General features: G+C 58.4%; 13 protein-coding genes. 8 read left to right on the top strand and 5 right to left on the bottom strand.

Annotation, left to right across the window (positions count from 1 at the left end; translation table 11 throughout):
• Positions 1-17 precede the first annotated feature (17 nt).
• The 3 genes from oppC to HLUCCO03_RS14605 are packed head-to-tail and all read right to left on the bottom strand — an operon-like array spanning position 18 to position 3621.
• Positions 18-950 carry an oligopeptide ABC transporter permease OppC gene (gene oppC, locus HLUCCO03_RS14595; RefSeq protein WP_197025644.1) on the bottom strand — a complete coding sequence of 311 codons (933 nt, stop codon included), beginning with the start codon at positions 948-950 and terminating at the stop codon, positions 18-20.
• Positions 950-1870, bottom strand: a complete 921-nt coding sequence (oppB, locus tag HLUCCO03_RS14600; protein WP_027831146.1) for an oligopeptide ABC transporter permease OppB — start codon at positions 1868-1870, stop codon at positions 950-952. The genes oppC and oppB overlap by 1 nt, the downstream gene beginning before the upstream one ends.
• Before the next feature lie 8 nt (positions 1871-1878).
• Positions 1879-3621, bottom strand: a complete 1743-nt coding sequence (locus HLUCCO03_RS14605; RefSeq protein ID WP_197025643.1) for a peptide ABC transporter substrate-binding protein — start codon at positions 3619-3621, stop codon at positions 1879-1881.
• A 159-nt stretch (positions 3622-3780) separates the two neighbouring features.
• Here HLUCCO03_RS14605 and HLUCCO03_RS14610 point away from each other — a divergent pair, with 159 nt between their 5' ends.
• The 4 genes from HLUCCO03_RS14610 to HLUCCO03_RS14625 all read left to right on the top strand — a co-directional run bounded on the left by HLUCCO03_RS14610 (position 3781) and on the right by HLUCCO03_RS14625 (position 10017).
• On the top strand, positions 3781-5058 hold the full coding sequence (locus HLUCCO03_RS14610) for an aminotransferase class I/II-fold pyridoxal phosphate-dependent enzyme (protein ID WP_027831145.1): 1278 nt from the start codon (positions 3781-3783) through the stop codon (positions 5056-5058).
• A 145-nt stretch (positions 5059-5203) separates the two neighbouring features.
• A complete protein-coding gene (gene lipA / locus HLUCCO03_RS14615; RefSeq protein WP_027831144.1) occupies positions 5204-6250 on the top strand; it encodes a lipoyl synthase in 1047 nt (348 codons plus the stop codon).
• Positions 6251-6257: 7 nt separating this feature from the next.
• The gene (locus tag HLUCCO03_RS14620) at positions 6258-7478 is read left to right on the top strand and encodes a methyl-accepting chemotaxis protein (protein WP_027831143.1); all 1221 of its coding nucleotides are present in this window, start codon (positions 6258-6260) and stop codon (positions 7476-7478) included.
• A gap of 52 nt (positions 7479-7530) precedes the next feature.
• Positions 7531-10017, top strand: coding sequence for an MMPL family transporter (locus HLUCCO03_RS14625; protein ID WP_027831142.1), 2487 nt, complete (start codon positions 7531-7533; stop codon positions 10015-10017).
• A 447-nt stretch (positions 10018-10464) separates the two neighbouring features.
• Here HLUCCO03_RS14625 and HLUCCO03_RS14630 read toward each other — a convergent pair whose 3' ends face one another.
• The gene (locus HLUCCO03_RS14630) at positions 10465-10950 is read right to left on the bottom strand and encodes a Spy/CpxP family protein refolding chaperone (protein ID WP_027831141.1); all 486 of its coding nucleotides are present in this window, start codon (positions 10948-10950) and stop codon (positions 10465-10467) included.
• Between the two features lie 219 nt (positions 10951-11169).
• Between HLUCCO03_RS14630 and ylqF the strand changes: the two genes are divergently transcribed.
• The 3 genes from ylqF to fnr all read left to right on the top strand — a co-directional run bounded on the left by ylqF (position 11170) and on the right by fnr (position 14316).
• Positions 11170-12057 carry a ribosome biogenesis GTPase YlqF gene (gene ylqF, locus HLUCCO03_RS14635; RefSeq protein ID WP_027831140.1) on the top strand — a complete coding sequence of 296 codons (888 nt, stop codon included), beginning with the start codon at positions 11170-11172 and terminating at the stop codon, positions 12055-12057.
• 138 nt (positions 12058-12195) lie between these two features.
• On the top strand, positions 12196-13404 hold the full coding sequence (gene fabB, locus HLUCCO03_RS14640) for a beta-ketoacyl-ACP synthase I (RefSeq protein WP_027831139.1): 1209 nt from the start codon (positions 12196-12198) through the stop codon (positions 13402-13404).
• A 165-nt stretch (positions 13405-13569) separates the two neighbouring features.
• A complete protein-coding gene (fnr, locus tag HLUCCO03_RS14645) occupies positions 13570-14316 on the top strand; it encodes a fumarate/nitrate reduction transcriptional regulator Fnr (RefSeq protein ID WP_027831138.1) in 747 nt (248 codons plus the stop codon).
• 35 nt (positions 14317-14351) lie between these two features.
• Here fnr and HLUCCO03_RS14650 read toward each other — a convergent pair whose 3' ends face one another.
• The gene (locus HLUCCO03_RS14650) at positions 14352-15230 is read right to left on the bottom strand and encodes a sugar nucleotide-binding protein (RefSeq protein WP_027831137.1); all 879 of its coding nucleotides are present in this window, start codon (positions 15228-15230) and stop codon (positions 14352-14354) included.
• A 204-nt stretch (positions 15231-15434) separates the two neighbouring features.
• On the opposite strand from HLUCCO03_RS14650, the gene HLUCCO03_RS14655 reads away from it, so the two are divergent.
• A complete protein-coding gene (locus tag HLUCCO03_RS14655; protein ID WP_027831136.1) occupies positions 15435-15794 on the top strand; it encodes a hypothetical protein in 360 nt (119 codons plus the stop codon).

The following is a 15794-nucleotide window of genomic DNA, read 5'->3' on the forward strand; positions in this document are numbered from 1 at the left end:
AACGGAATCCTGCCGGCTCAGCGGTCTTTGGGGTCCAGGGCGTCCCGCAGCCCGTCGCCGAGGAAATTGAAACAGAACAGGGTAAGCACCAGCATCAGCATGGGGAAAATCAGCGTCCAGGGGGCTGTCCACATGGCATCCGCACCCTCGGAAATCAGCGCACCCCACGATGTGTAAGGCTCCGACACCCCCAGCCCCAGAAATGAAATAAACGACTCGAACAGGATCATTTCCGGCACCAACAGGGTCGCGTAGACAATCACCACCCCCAGCACATTCGGCACAACGTGCCGGACCACAATCAGGAACGGGTGCACCCCGATGGCCATGGCCGCTTCGATGAATTCCTTGCGCTTCAGGCTGAGGGTCTGCCCCCGCACGATCCGGGCCATATTGAGCCAGCTGACAGCGCCGATGGCGACAAAGATCAACAGTACATTTCGCCCGAACACCGCCATCAGCACAATTACCAGGAACATGAACGGAAACGCGCTGAGTACTTCCAGGGTGCGCATCATGATGGCGTCCGTACGCCCGCCAACGTAGCCGGAAATGGCACCATAGAGGGTGCCGATAATAACGGCGGTGAGCGCACCCAGCACACCCACCATCAGGGAAATCCGGCTGCCCTGCACGGTGCGCTGGTAAAGATCTCGGCCGATGGGGTCCAGGCCAAAATAGTGCTGGCTGGCCAGGCCCGGCGCGCCGTCTTCATCCAGGTTGGGCAGGCTGGCCCAGTCGATGGACTCATTGTCCCAGGGGGACAGATACTGGCCAAAGACGGCGAACAACAGCAACAGCGCCAGTACCGCCAGGCTCGCCACTGCGGCCCGGTGTTGCATGAACCGGCGGCGGGCATCACGCCACAGGCTGCGGCCTTCGGTGTAGGCATCGTCCGCCAGGGCATCCGCCAACTCGCCCATCCCGGCGTGTTTATCTGAAAACAGCATCAGTAACGCACCCTCGGGTCCAGCCAGGTGTAGAGGATATCCACCGCGGCGTTGAAGATGATGGTCAGCACGCCCACCAGGATGGTGACCCCGAGAATCAGCGAGTAATCCCGGTTGATGGCACCATTGACGAAGTGCTGGCCGATACCACCGGTGGAGAACACCTGATCGATGATCACCGAGCCGGTAATGATGCCCACAAAGGCCGGCCCCAGATAGGACACTACCGGGATAAGGGAAGGCTTGAGGGCGTGGCGCAGGACAATCTTGTGGCGCGGGATGCCCTTGGCCCGGGCCGTGCGGATAAACGGGCTGCGCATGGTCTCGATCATGCTGCTGCGGGTGATACGCGCCACCTGGGCAATGTAGGACGTGGCCATGGCAATGATAGGCAGTACGATGTATTCCACCTGCCCGCCTTCCCAGCCACCGGCGGGCAACCAGCGCAGGGTGACGGCGAACAGCAGAACCAGCAGTGGTGCCATGACGAAATTGGGGAACACCACCCCGGTCATGGCGGCGGTCATCACGGTGTAGTCCGGCCAACGGTTCTGTTTGAGGGCGGCGATGATGCCCAGTCCCACCCCGAACACCACCACAAACAGGAAGGACCAGGCACCGATATAGGCGGAACGGGGAAAGCTGGATTCAATCAGTTCATTGACCGTGAAATCCTTGTAGCGAAATGAGGGGCCCAGATCTCCCTGTGCCACGTTACCCACGTAGATGAAGTACTGCTGCCACAGGGGTTTGTCCAGATTGTACTTGGCCTCGATGTTTTCCATCACCGCCTCCGGCACATTGCGCTCGTTGGTGAACGGGCCGCCGGGCGCTGCGTGCATCAGCACGAAAGACACGGTAATCAACGCCAGTATGGTCGGCACGGCGACAGCCAGACGCCGGATAATGAAACTGAACATGGCTTCTCTCAGTCAGCAGTAATGTACATATCCTTGCTGTAGATGATGTTCCGGGGATTCTCTTTCGGGTACCCCCTCAACACCGGGCTTACCAGCGCCACCGTGGTGTTGAAATACACCGGTAGCACGGGAAACTCCTGCCACAGGATGTCCTCAGCCCTGGCATAGTAGGCATTGGGGTCCCCGCTGGAGCGGGCTTCCTTCAACAGCTGATCGTATTCGGAATTGCTCCAGCCACCATCATTGTTACCACTGTCACCGGTCAGCAGGGTCAGGAAGGTGGAGGCTTCATTGTAGTCTCCTTTCCAGCCGAAGCGGGCCATCCCGTAATTGCCTGCCTGCTTCTCGGACAGGAAGGTTTTCCATTCCAGATTGCTGATCGTCACCCGGGCCCCGAGCTTTTCCTTCCACATCTGGCTGACCACAATAGCCAGTGCCTTGTGGCTTTCATCGGTGTTGTAGAGCAGCTCGAATTCCAGCGGGTTGTCTTCATTGTAGCCGGCCTTCTCCAGTTCCCTGCGCGCCTCCTCATCACGCCGGGTCTGGCTCCAGGTTGCATACTCCGGCTGCCGGAAGTCGAAACCGCTGACATAGGGTGGCGTCAGCGTGTAGGCGGGCATCTGGTTACCCCGGGTGATGTAATTCACGATCACGTTACGGTCGATGGCATAGGTCAATGCCCGGCGCACCCGCACATCGTCAAACGGTGGCCGCTGCACATTGAAGGCGTACATATAGGTGGCGATGCTGGGAGCCATTACCAGTTCGTCCGGCCGCTCCTTCTTCAGTCTCGCCATCTGTGATACCGGCACCGTGGATGTCATGTGGAGTTCGCCACTGGCGTATCGCTGCAATTCCGCGGAGGAGGACTCGATGGGAAGATACACCACCCGGTCGATAATGGTCGCTTCGTTGTCCCGGTAGTGGGGATTACGGGCAGCGACCAGCTTCTCGCCCAGATGCCAGGTATCCAGCTGGAAGGCGCCGTTCGAAACCATGTGCCCGGGCTTGGTCCAGTCCGTACCGTGGGTTTCAATCGCCTCTCGTGGCGCGGGGAACATGGTGTAGTGAACGGTCATGTCCGGCAGGTAGGTAATCGGCTCGCTCAGGGACACTTCAAAGGTAAAGTCATCGACGGCACGTACACCCAGTGTTTCCGGCGCTTTTTCCCCGGCAATAATCTTCGCGGCATTTTTCACCCCGGCTGATTCAATGTAGTAGGCGTAGTTGGAACCCACCTGCGGGTCCACCGCACGCTGCCAGCCGTAAACGAAATCATGGGCGGTTACGGTGGACCCGTCGCTCCAGCGGCCGTCTTCCCTCAGCCTGAAGGTCCAGGTCAGGTTGTTATCCGACGCAGACCAGGACCGGGCCAGTGCTGGCTCGGTATCACCATCAGGGCCACTGCGGGTGAGGCCCTCGAAGAGATCAACAACAATGGCTCCACCCACGGTGTCTTCCACCAGATGGGGGTCAAGTGACGCCGGCTCACTGGCATTACCCCGAACCAGCACCTGCTTGCGGGCCAGCTTCTCTCCGGTTACCGGATGCTCTCTCAGGAGGGTATCCGGCACATCAATATCCGCTGCGGCCAGGGCCTCGTCACCGGCCTCCTCCTGCCCGCTTTCACCGCAGCCAGCCAGCATGATGATTGCCAGAAACACTATGGTTGCGGCGATACAACGGCCAGCACCGGCCTCCATGGGCGGTAGCTGGCTGAGGGTATCTGTTGGCAGGCAGTTGGCGGTCATATCTGACCGAAACTAGCGCGAATCCGGCCAAGTCACAAGCCAACGGGGTGAAGATGAAACGGTGAAGATGAAACTCTGCTCACAATCCGTTAGCTGTGGCATACTCGTCCGGAACGCTCACACTCAAACCCAGCACGTAATAAAAAGGGATGCACCATCATGAAACCGGAAACTCTTGCCCTCCACGCGGGCTTTAAAGGCGACCCGGCAACCAACGCAGCCACTACGCCCATTTACCAGACAACCTCCTATACCTTTGACGACACCCAGCATGGTGCCGACCTGTTTGACCTGAAGGTTCAGGGCAACATTTATACCCGCATCATGAACCCCACCAACGCTGTACTGGAAGAGCGTATGGCGCAGCTTGAAGGCGGCATTGGCGCGCTTGCGGTGGCCTCCGGTATGGCCGCTATCCTGTACAGCCTGCAGACTATCTGCAAGGTGGGCAATAACATTGTCAGCACCGGCCAGCTCTATGGTGGCACCTACAACCTGTTTGCCCACTCCCTGCCAAACCAGGGTATTGACTGCCGCATGGTCAGGCACGATGACTTCGACGCCGTGGAAAAGGCCATCGACGACAACACCCGTGCGCTGTTCTGCGAGTCCATCGGCAACCCTGCCGGTAACGTCGTGGACATCCAGCGCTGGGCGGAGATTGCCCATAAACACGGCATTCCACTGATCGTCGACAACACCGTGGCAACACCATTCCTGTGCCGGCCCTTCGAGCATGGCGCTGACATCGTGGTTCATTCACTCACCAAATACATTGGCGGACACGGCACCACGGTTGCAGGCGTTGTGGTGGATTCCGGAAAATTTGACTGGGCCGCCAACAAGGCGAAATTCCCGATGCTGAACGAGCCAGACCCGTCCTACCATGGCGTGGTCTACACCGAGGCACTGGGAGAAGCCGCCTTCATCGGCCGCTGCCGAGTGGTGCCCCTGCGCAACACTGGCGCTGCCCTGTCTCCGTTCAACGCTTTTCTGATCATGCAGGGCCTGGAAACGCTTGGCCTGCGGATGGAGCGCCACTGCGAGAACGCAGAAAAAGTGGCCAACTACCTGCAGAACCATCCTTCCGTTGAATGGGTCAATTACGCCACCCTGGCGGACAGCCCCTACAAGGCCACCTGTGACAAGATCTGTGGCGGCCGCGCCTCCGGCATCCTGAGCTTTGGCATCACCGGCGGCCTGGAGAACGGGGCGAAGTTTATCGATGCCCTGCAACTGATCTACCGCCTGGTGAACATCGGCGACGCCAAGTCCCTGGCCTGCCACCCGGCCACGACAACCCACCGCCAGTTGAACCCGGAAGAGCTGGCAAGTGCGGGTGTCAGCGAGGATCTGGTGAGACTGTCCATCGGCATTGAACATGTGGATGACATTATTGCCGATATCAGTCAGGCGCTGGACAAGGCGACCGCCTGATCAGCCTGCGGGTACGACGAAAGTCGTGCCCGCAATCCCAGTGATTATCCGTAGCTGCCTTGTATCCTCCACGGGGGCGGATTACCCTTTAAGGTCAGACAAGCCCCGAGGCAGCCAAACAGGCCAAACAGAGAGTCCCGTTGTAATGAGCGACAGTGCCAAATCCCGTGTCACCAGTGGTTCCAAGTTCCGGAATGAACATGGTTTTTCCGCCATCAAGGACGGGATCAAACGGTCAGGCTCAGGCATTATCGATACCACAACCCAGCGCAAGCCCTCCTGGCTCAGAGCGCGCATGCCCGGTGGTGAGCGTTACGAGGCCGTTCGCAAGAACGTCAGCCAACACCGGCTGAGCACGGTTTGCCAGGAATCCCACTGCCCCAATATTGGGGAATGCTGGTCCAATGGTACCGCTACCATCATGGTGATGGGCTCGGTATGCACCCGGGCCTGCCGCTTCTGTGCCGTGGATACCGGCAATCCAAAAGGCTGGCTGGACCACGAAGAGCCGGAAAATACCGCCAAATCCGTCGAACTGATGGGCCTGCGCTACATCGTACTCACCTCTGTTGACCGGGACGACCTCGACGACGGCGGCGCCGCCCATTACGCAGCGTGCGTATCGGCCATCAAGCAGCGCACGCCGGAAGTGGCAGTGGAAGCCCTGACACCGGATTTTGACGCCGTGATGGAGCACGTGGAGAAAGTTGTGGACTCTGGCCTGGACGTGTTTGCCCAGAACGTGGAAACCGTGAAACGCCTGACCACCCGCGTGCGGGACCCACGTGCCGGCTATGAAAAAACCCTCAGTGTTCTGGCCCATGCCAAGCAATACCGCCCGGACGTACTCACCAAGACCAGCCTGATGCTGGGATTGGGTGAAACCGAGGAAGAAATCCTGGAAACCATGGATGACCTGCGGGCCATTGGTGTCGACATCCTCACCCTCGGCCAGTACCTGCGCCCCACCCCGAACCACCTGCCGGTGGAAAAGTATGTGACTCCGGAAGACTTCAACCGCTACCGGGAGATCGGCCTGGAGAAAGGCTTCATGGAAGTGCCCTCGGGCCCCATGGTGCGCTCCAGCTATCGTGCCGACCGGGTGTTCGAAAAGAACAACCTTGGCCTTGCCGTGCCGGAAGTCCCCGTTTCTTCGAAGGCCCAGCAGATTCCCGTCAAAGCCGTGGACTGAGAACGCCATGCTTCAACTGCTCAGGAATGCCCGGCTTAAATACAAGTTCTGGCTGCTCAACATTGTTGTGTTCGCGGTACTCTGCCTGCTGGTGATCTTCGCCATGCACACCATTGCCGGAATGACTGACCAGTCTTTCTCTGCCGTTTTCCAGGAAACCGCCGGACGTTTTGCACTGGTTGTCGCGATACTGATGGTACTGGAAATGGCCGGTTCCCAGTTGCTGATTTCCTTTATCGAGCGGCATGTGTACAGACTGAAAAAAACCATGGTGTCGGTACAGGCATCCGGCAATCTCAGTGAACGGGCCGAGGTGGACTCCACGGACGAAATCGGCGAAATGGCCGGGGCCTTCAATGCCATGCAGGACCGCACCATGGGTGTGGTCAGGAGCATGAAACAGGCAATTGAACACCTTCACAACGAAGTACGCGAGCTGACAACCGCCGCGGACGCCCGCCGGGATGATCTCAGCCGCCAGCAATCGGGCGCCGATCGCAGTGCCGAAGTGGTGGAAACCATGCTGCAGAGCTTTACCGGCATTGCCGAACAGGCAGGCATCGCCAAGACCCTGTCTCACGAAGCGCGAAACGCGGCCGTGGACGGCAGCGAGCGGGTGGCCCGCAGTGCGGACTCCATTCGCCACCTCGCCACCGCCATCCAGACATCGGCCAACAGCGTGCAGGCACTGGCAGAGAACAGCCATGAAATCAGCCATGCAGTTGCTGAAATCAAGGGCATAGCCGAGCAGACCAACCTGCTGGCACTGAACGCCGCCATTGAGGCCGCCCGAGCAGGAGAACAGGGCCGGGGCTTTGCCGTGGTCGCCGACGAAGTACGCAATCTGGCCCAGCGGGTGCAGGACTCCACCGACCAGATCCAGGGCACCATCGACCGGCTGCTCACCGCCATGGACGCTGCAGTCACCCAGATGACCGGCAGCTCGGAAGACGCCTCCCGTTGCGTGGATGAATCCGACGAGGCTCGCCAATCCCTGGACGCCATCAACTCGGTGGTAAGCCGCATCGACGAAACCAACCAGGAAATCGCCAATGTATCCGCGGACCAGACGGCATCCACCGATGACGTACAGGCCAATGTTCAGAGCATCCGCGACACCACGCAAAGCATGGTGACCCAGCTTACCGAAAGCGCGGATATGAGCAGGCGCCTGAAACAACTGATCGATTCCCTGGAAGAAGCATCCAACAGAGTCACCGTCGACTGAAACTTTGTGGCACACTCTGCACTCGATTTCATAGTGAAGGGTGTTGTTTTCAATGTCGTGGCTTCGATTATTCTATGACCGGCTGATATTCCCACGTCCTGTTGTCATATTGCTTCTGTTCGGTGTACTGCTCGTGATTGCCAGCCTGCGCCTGGATCAGTTCCGGCTGGACGCCTCCGCAGAATCCCTGGTTCTTGAAAACGACCGATCGCTGGAACAGTATCGCGAGGTCAACCGGCGCTTTACCACCTCTGACGACTTCCTGGTGGTCACCTTCACCCCCCGGGAGGAACTGTTCAGCGACGACGGTCTTGCACTGCTGAAATCCCTCCGGGATGAACTGGAAGCGCTGGACAACGTCAGCTCCACCAACAGCATACTCAACGTCCCCCTGCTCCACAGCCCGGACCTGACCCTGGACACCGTGGACTCGGAGATCAAGAACATCGACGAGGATGGCGTTGCCCCGGAAACCGCCCGCAAGGCCTTGCTCGACAACCCCCTCTACCCCAACCTCCTGATCAGCGAGGATGCACGCACCACCGCCATCCAGGTCAACCTGCCGACCCCGGAACGCTATTTCAAACTGCTGCGCGAGCGCAACAGCCTGCGAGACAAGGTCGACAGCAACGAGGCCACCCCGGAGGATCGCCAGAAACTGGAAGCGGTAAGCCGTGAGTTTATCGAGTTCACCGAAGCCCAGGGGGAGGAGCGCGACCGCACCATTGATGAGGTTCGGGGTATTCTCGATAAGTACCGTGACGGCGCCGAGATCTACCTGGGTGGCGTGCCAATGATCGTCGCCGACATGATTCGCTTTATCGAGAATGACCTGTCCACCTTCGGTATCGGGGTGCTGATTTTCCTGCTGCTGACACTGGCGGTCATCTTCCGCCAGTGGCGGTGGGTTCTGGTGCCATTGCTATGCTGCAGCTTTACCGTCTGGCTGGTGATCGGCTACCTGAGCTGGGCCCGCTGGCCGATCACGGTGATTTCCTCCAACTTCGTCTCACTGCTGCTGATCATGACCCTGTCGCTGACGATTCATCTGATCGTCCGCTACCGGGAATTCCAGCACGATAACCCGGAGGCCGCGCCCAGGGATATCCTTCGCAACACGCTACTGGCGATGATCAAGCCCTGTTTCTACATGGCCATCACCACCATCGTTGCCTTCGGTTCACTGACGTTCAGCGGTATTCGCCCGGTCATCGACTTTGGCTGGATGATGACCATAGGCCTCGCCGTGGCCTTCCTTATCACCTTCGTGATCTTCCCGGCGTTGCTGATGCTGTTGCCACCACCGGTGGACGAGCGGGTTCGCTCGGACCGGATACCGTTTACGGATATGTTTGCCCGGTTTACGGAGAACTATGGCAAGACCGTTGTTTTCGGCTCTGTCATCATCGCCGTACTCTGTGTAATCGGCCTCAACCGCCTGACCGTGGAAAACAGCTTTATTGATTACTTCAAATCCTCCACAGAAATCCACCAGGGCATGATCACCATCGACGACCGCCTGGGGGGCACCACCCCCCTGGACGTGGTGATCACGGACGACAAGCCCCCTGAAAGCGACGGCAGCGACGACCCGTTTGCCAGTGATTGTGATCCGTTTGTAGACGACTGCGAGGAAGCGGAGGAGTACCGGGACACCTGGTTCACCTACCAGAAGATGGAGCGGCTCAGTGAGGTTCACGATTACCTGGACAGCCTGCCGGAAACCGGCAAGGTCCAGTCCATCAGCACCACGCTCGACATACTGGCCCAGGTCAACGGTGGTGAGCCTCTGGACGCACTGGAACTGGCCTTCGTGCCCTCCGCGGTGCCGGATGACCTGCAGGACATCCTGCTGACCCCCTACATCAGCGAGGAACATGACCAGGCCCGTTTCAGTATCCGCATACTGGAAACCTCGCCGGATCTGCGCCGCCAGGAGCTGCTGGACGGTATTCGCAATCATCTCACCGGAGAAATGGGCTTTGACGACGACCAGGTGCAGCTCACGGGCATGACGGTGATGTACAACAATATGCTGCAGAGCCTGTTCGATTCCCAGATCAAGACCCTGGGCGTGGTGTTCCTGGCCATCATGATCATGTTCCTGATTCTGTTCCGTTCCATCAAGCTGGCGCTGATCGGGATGGCGCCCAACCTGATTGCGGCAGGCTCGGTGCTGGGCCTGATGGGCTGGCTGGGCATTCCGCTGGATATGATGACGATTACGGTGGCGGCGATTACGGTGGGGATTGCGGTGGACGATACCATTCACTATATCCACCGTTTCAAAACGGAATTCGAGAAGGACGGTGACTACATCGCCACCATGCACCGCTGCCACCGCAGCATCGGGCAGGCGATGTTCTTTACCTCGCTGACGATCATTACCGGGTTTTCCATTCTGGTGCTGTCGAACTTTATCCCGACCATCTACTTCGGGTTGTTCACCGGCTTCGCCATGTTCATGGCCCTGATTGGTGCGCTTACCCTGTTGCCACGGCTTATCGTGCTCGTTAAACCGTTTGGTGTTAAGGGCTAGGTTTGGAGTTGCCCTCCCCACCCAGCCTGCAAGTTAAGGTGGTAGTCGCACCGGCGCCCTTCCTTCCCGGAAACGCTACAAGCACATCCCTGTGCGCTTGACTTCGGCCGTCCCTGGCCGAAGACATTCCGGGAAGGAAGGGCGCCGGCGCTCCTGCATCTTTCGTGATATCGCCTTTGAAACGCCATGGCGCTTCCACGGAGTTTGAACGAAGCGGCGGGGCAAGCGTTCAGAAACCGTGGAGCGCCAGGGATGGCGCGACCGAGCCCTACAGGGACGTATTCACGGGCGTGTTTCTGAACGCTTGCCCCGCCGCTGACGACTCCTAGCTATCAGGCTTACAAACCAGCAGGCTACAGGCAATAAAAAAACCGCCAAAGCCACAGGCCAAGGCGGTTTTCGTAAAACCCCGGATTCGATCCGGGGGATAGTCAGTACAGCAGTCGCTTACTGCATCTGCTGCTGTTGCTGCGGTTGCTGCTGCATCTGCTGTTGCTGCATCTGCTGCTGTTGCTGCTGCATTTCTTCCATACGCTTGTTCAGCTCATCGCGCTGCTCTTCAGTGAACACGGCATCTACCCTGGCCTGCATCAGAGTAGACAGTGCAGTCATCTCGCCCGTTACTTCACCCAGCTTCTCGGCGTTGTCGCGAATAGTGCCTTCGTCATAGTCCGGCTTGATCTCACCCTGGATCTGCTGCTGCAACTGCTGTGCTTCGCCCTGAAGCTCCTCAATCTCAGTCTGCATTTCCTCGATGATGCCGCGAATTTCCTTTTGCTGATCATCGCTCAGACCAACCATCTCTGCCAGCTGATCGACCTGGTCCGGTTGCCCTCCGGCCTGGCCCGCCTGGCCAGACTGCTGCTGCGCCATAGCGGTAGAAGACAGCCCAAGTGCAATCAGGGCGATTCCGAACAGTTTCACAAGCTTCATAGATATCTCCAATAATCGTTTGATTAATTCACTTCGTGTTTCCAAGCCCTACACCCTAAAACAAAACAATGAAGAATTTCACCCCGAACCCCCTTCTTTTTGTACATACTTCACATCGTCATTGCCGAAGCTCCCGCCACAGGCGGCTTCAGAGAAATGTGAAAATTTGGTCATTCACGTCCATAATGGCGCCATTCAGCCATTTCCGGAGTATCACACATGGCCATCAACTGGTTTCCAGGGCATATGCACAAGGCCCGCAAGGAGATCAAAAAAGTAATGCCCCAGATGGATCTCATCATTGAGGTGGTCGACGCACGGCTGCCGTTCAGCAGTGAGAATCCGCTGGTGCCGTCGCTGCGGGGCGATACCCCGGTGATCAAGGTGCTTAACAAGCGTGATCTTGCCGATCCGGATATCACTGACCGGTGGCTGGCCTGGCTGGAGAAGGAGCGGGGCGTACGTGCCATTACCATGACCCACAACCAGCGGGCGGAGGCGCTGGATATCCTGCGCCTGGCGGGTGAGATGACGCCAGGCCATGACCGTCAGAAGCGGGCGCTGCGGGTGATGATTCTGGGGATTCCCAATGTCGGCAAATCGACGCTGATCAATACCCTCGCCGGGCGGCCTGCCGCCAAAACCGGTAATGAGCCGGCGGTCACCCGTGCGCAGCAGGCCATCAAGCTGCCGGACAATGTATTGCTCTACGACACCCCCGGCTTCCTCTGGCCCAAGCTTTCTCCGGAAGCCTGTGGTTACCGCCTGGCCATCAGTGGCGCTATCCGCAGTGCGGTTATCGAGTTCGAGGATGTCGCCCTGTTCGAGGCGGATTATCTGCTGGAAGCCTATCCGGAGCTGGTCATGGCGCGCTACGGCTTTGAGGAAAGGCCACGGGATGGGCTTGCGCTGATGGATGGCATTGCCCTGAAACGACGCTTCCTTGGCCGTGGTGGCGTTCCCGACCTGCACAAGGTGTCGGAAATACTGCTGAATGAATTCCGGTCCGGGAAGCTGGGCCGCATTTCCCTGGAGACGCCCGAAATGATTGAGCGGGAAGCCCGGGAAGAAGCCGAACGCCAACGCGCCAGGAACGAGAGCCCCTGACCCTTCCTTCAGGCTTTCTTCGGTCCCTTACCAAGGTCAAATATCGCCCGGGCCTCAAAGCGCCTAGACTGGTGGTTATAGTCAGAGATAAAAAGGATCTGCCCGGCTCCCGGTGCAGGCCTTGTTAAGGAGGAAGGTATGAGACGGGTTGTAATCACCGGCATGGGCATTGTTTCCTGCCTGGGCAACTCCACGGATGCGGTTCTGGAAAGCCTCAAGGCGGGTAAATCCGGTATCCGGTTCAACGAGACCTATCGGGACATGGGCTTTCGCAGCCAGATTGCGGGGTCCATTGATGCAGACACCTCGGTCATCGACCGCAAGACGCGGCGATTCATGGGCCAGTCCGCGATGTACAGTTTCCTTGCCATGGAACAGGCCATCGCCTCCTCCGGGCTGACAGACGACATGATTTCCAATGACCGTACCGGCCTGATCGCCGGATCGGGCGGCGCGTCCAGTGCCAGCCAGGTGGAAGCCGTGGACATCATGCGGGAGAAAGGCGTAAAGCGCATCGGGCCCTACATGGTGCCCCGGATCATGACCAGCACGGTATCGGCCTGCCTGGCCACGGCGTTCCGGATTCGCGGCGTCAACTACTCCATGTCGTCAGCCTGTGCTACCAGTGCCCACTGTATCGGCCATGCCGCCGAACAGATTCAGGCTGGCAAGCAGGACATTGTGTTTGCCGGTGGTGGCGAAGAGGAAGACTGGAGCCTGACCATGCTGTTCGACGCCATGGGCGCCCTGTCCACCAAGTACAACGAAGCCCCTGAAACCGCCTCCAGGCCTTTCGATACCGGCCGCGACGGCTTTGTGATCGCCGGTGGCGGTGGCATGGTGGTGGTTGAGGAAATGGAGCATGCCATAAAGCGTGGCGCGCCCATCATCGCGGAACTGGTCGGTTACGGCGCCACGTCCGATGGCCACGATATGGTAGCCCCGTCCGGGGAAGGTGCCATGCGCTGCATGCAACAGGCGCTGTCCACGGTGAACACCGGGGTGGACTATATCAATGCCCATGGCACCAGCACGCCGGTGGGCGATGTGGCAGAAATGAAAGCGGTCCGTAACGTCTTCCGCGACAAAATACCACAGATCTCCTCCACCAAATCCCTGTCCGGCCATTCACTGGGTGCATCCGGGGTACATGAGGCGATCTACTCACTGATCATGTTGCAGAACGGGTTCATCGCCGGCACCAAAAACCTGGCGAACCTGGATGAAACCATTTCCGGCATGCCAGTGGTGGGGCCGGATTCAGTCCCCGCAGAGCTGAACACGGTGATGTCCAACAGCTTCGGGTTTGGCGGCACCAATGCCTCCCTGGTATTCCGGAAAGTCTGAAGCCTGCCGACCGGTTCGGACATCGCCACAGGCGTCCGAACCGGTCTTTTATATACCCGAACGGTATATGCATATCGTTGTCAAGGACATTAGTCATTGGCAAAGCCCACCGTTCGTAATACAGTACGGTTTTGACATGAATCAATAATGGATGGTTCATCTACCATGGCTCAACCTATCAGACTTCACCAGGTATCCCCTCTGAAGGCGTCTTGCCACCAGTGCAGTCTCAGCAATCTTTGCCTTCCGCTTGCGATAGAAGAAAACGAACTCGACCGGCTGGAAGATATTGTCCAGCAGGGCCGTATTTTCAACCGTGGTGAGCACATCTTTGACCAGAGCACGCCTTTCCGCTCCTGCTTTGCGGTCAAGAGTGGCGCGATCAAGACTTCCATTATCAGCGAGAACGGCGAGGAGCAGGTAACAGGATTCTTCATGCCCGGTGAGCTGGTCGGGCTGGACAGCATGGGCAGCAAACACTATGCCTGCACTGCCAGGGCCCTGGAGCGAACCAGTGTGTGCGAGTTTCCGGTCGATAAACTGGAAGAACTCACAGGTAAACTGCCTGACCTTCAGCACCACATGTATCATCTGATGAGCCAGGAAATTCAGGGCAGCCATCAGCTGGCCATGCTGCTGAGCAAGAATACGGCCGAGGAACGGATTGCAGCACTGCTATTGTCCCTGTCCAGCCGCTTTCAGCGTCGCCGGATGTCGGCCACCAACTTCAGCCTGCCCATGGCCAGAAACGACATCGCCAATTTCCTCGGCCTCGCCGTGGAAACCGTCAGCCGGGTGTTCACCCGTTTCCAGAACCAGGGCATTATCAGTGCCCGGGGGCGGGAAGTGGAACTGCTGGATGTGGAAGCCCTGCAGACGGTTACGCGGGAATTCTCACGGCAGAACAGCTGACCTCAATGCTCTGGCAATTCACGAACTGGCGAGCCTCAGCTGGCCGGTTCGTCGGTCAGTTCCTTCTTCCCGTTCAGCGACAGTAACTCCAGCTCCTCGGCCAGGCCTGAACGCCAGGGCAGTTGCTTGACGCCGAACGTGTTGCGGATTTTGGTGCAGATCATGGCAGTGTTGGCCGGTTCCAGAGCGGCCCAGGCCGGCATTTCATCCACCACACGGATCCTGTCGGGAATACCATTCAGCCCGGTGATGGCCAGGCCGAGCTCGTAAAGAGAGATATCCTCCGCGCCGGCATACTGGTAAGTACCCCACACCTCGGCACCGCAATCTATCTGCTGGACAATCGCGGTAATCACCCTGGCAAGATCACTGACCGTTACTGGCTGACCGTGGCACTTTCCGGGCAGCTTGATAACGTCGGAGCCGGCCGCCACCGACTGCACCTTGCGAATAAAGCGCCCCAGGCTCCAGCCGGTTCGCAGGATGATATGCCTGGGCAGAAGAGTCCGCACCGCCTGTTCACATTCCCATTGCCAGTTACCCAACTCGTTACAGGGCTGGCCGGGATTGGAGGCAATGTAGGGGTTCTGTTTGCGGCCATCGAACACGTAGCAGGTCGACAGCTGGAGCAGTGCAATGCTGCGGTCACGGGCGTATTCGGCCAACGCTACCGGAAGCGAAAAGGCGACCTTGTGAGCGGACTCCGGATCCTGTTCCGCAACTTCCGGGTCAGCCAGCCACAATGCGTTCACGATCAGGTCAGTATCGTGGGGAATCCAGCCTTCCAGCGCGGTGAGGTCCGCTGTTTCCAGCTCACTGATCAGCAATGGGCTGACATGAAGCGAGGTTTTTCTCAGGCGCTCCAGCAATACCCGCCCCAGGGGGCCATAATCATGAACAACAAGAACGTGCACGAGCGCTCACTGCCTCCGGTTTCGGTGGTTTATATTCATCCAACACTGTAATCGTTCACATCCGCTGTTGGAACGCATACCCGGGATTTCACTGATATGACGGACAACGGTGACCACTCAAGCCAATGGTACTTCCGCCCCAACCCATAGAATACGTATCGGAAATCAAGCAGGCCTGACGAGCATACAACAACAGGATCCCACATGCTGAAACAACAAAGCCATATCGTTGCACCAATACCGGATGAACTGCGCACCCGCGCCCTGTACACCGTCGACGAACTCCGTAAACGGGGCAAGGCCGACAAGGAGGCCATCGACAAGCTGTTCGAGCTGATCGTCGAGATGACCGATAACGGCCTCGACTTCTTCTTCCTGGAGCCCCTGCGCCGTCTCAACGCCAGCAGCATGCTCATGGGCATGGCCAGAATGGGCATCAGCAGCATGCTCAAGGGCAGCAAAATGGTCGTGCACAAGGTACTGAAGAAACTGGATGACCGCAGCCTGGCTGCCATTCTCGATTTTATCGAGGAAATCATCCACGAGCCGGAAGCCGCTTCCTGA

The sequence above is a fragment of the Marinobacter sp. HL-58 genome, from assembly GCF_001314605.1.
Lineage (GTDB): Bacteria > Pseudomonadota > Gammaproteobacteria > Pseudomonadales > Oleiphilaceae > Marinobacter.

Coding starts and splice junctions, on each gene's coding strand:
- oppC (WP_197025644.1), bottom strand. CDS start 950: ATGCTGTTTTCAGATAAACACGCCGGGATGGGCGAGTTGGCGGATGCC.
- oppB (WP_027831146.1), bottom strand. CDS start 1,870: ATGTTCAGTTTCATTATCCGGCGTCTGGCTGTCGCCGTGCCGACCATA.
- HLUCCO03_RS14605 (WP_197025643.1), bottom strand. CDS start 3,621: ATGACCGCCAACTGCCTGCCAACAGATACCCTCAGCCAGCTACCGCCC.
- HLUCCO03_RS14610 (WP_027831145.1), top strand. CDS start 3,781: ATGAAACCGGAAACTCTTGCCCTCCACGCGGGCTTTAAAGGCGACCCG.
- lipA (WP_027831144.1), top strand. CDS start 5,204: ATGAGCGACAGTGCCAAATCCCGTGTCACCAGTGGTTCCAAGTTCCGG.
- HLUCCO03_RS14620 (WP_027831143.1), top strand. CDS start 6,258: ATGCTTCAACTGCTCAGGAATGCCCGGCTTAAATACAAGTTCTGGCTG.
- HLUCCO03_RS14625 (WP_027831142.1), top strand. CDS start 7,531: ATGTCGTGGCTTCGATTATTCTATGACCGGCTGATATTCCCACGTCCT.
- HLUCCO03_RS14630 (WP_027831141.1), bottom strand. CDS start 10,950: ATGAAGCTTGTGAAACTGTTCGGAATCGCCCTGATTGCACTTGGGCTG.
- ylqF (WP_027831140.1), top strand. CDS start 11,170: ATGGCCATCAACTGGTTTCCAGGGCATATGCACAAGGCCCGCAAGGAG.
- fabB (WP_027831139.1), top strand. CDS start 12,196: ATGAGACGGGTTGTAATCACCGGCATGGGCATTGTTTCCTGCCTGGGC.
- fnr (WP_027831138.1), top strand. CDS start 13,570: ATGGCTCAACCTATCAGACTTCACCAGGTATCCCCTCTGAAGGCGTCT.
- HLUCCO03_RS14655 (WP_027831136.1), top strand. CDS start 15,435: ATGCTGAAACAACAAAGCCATATCGTTGCACCAATACCGGATGAACTG.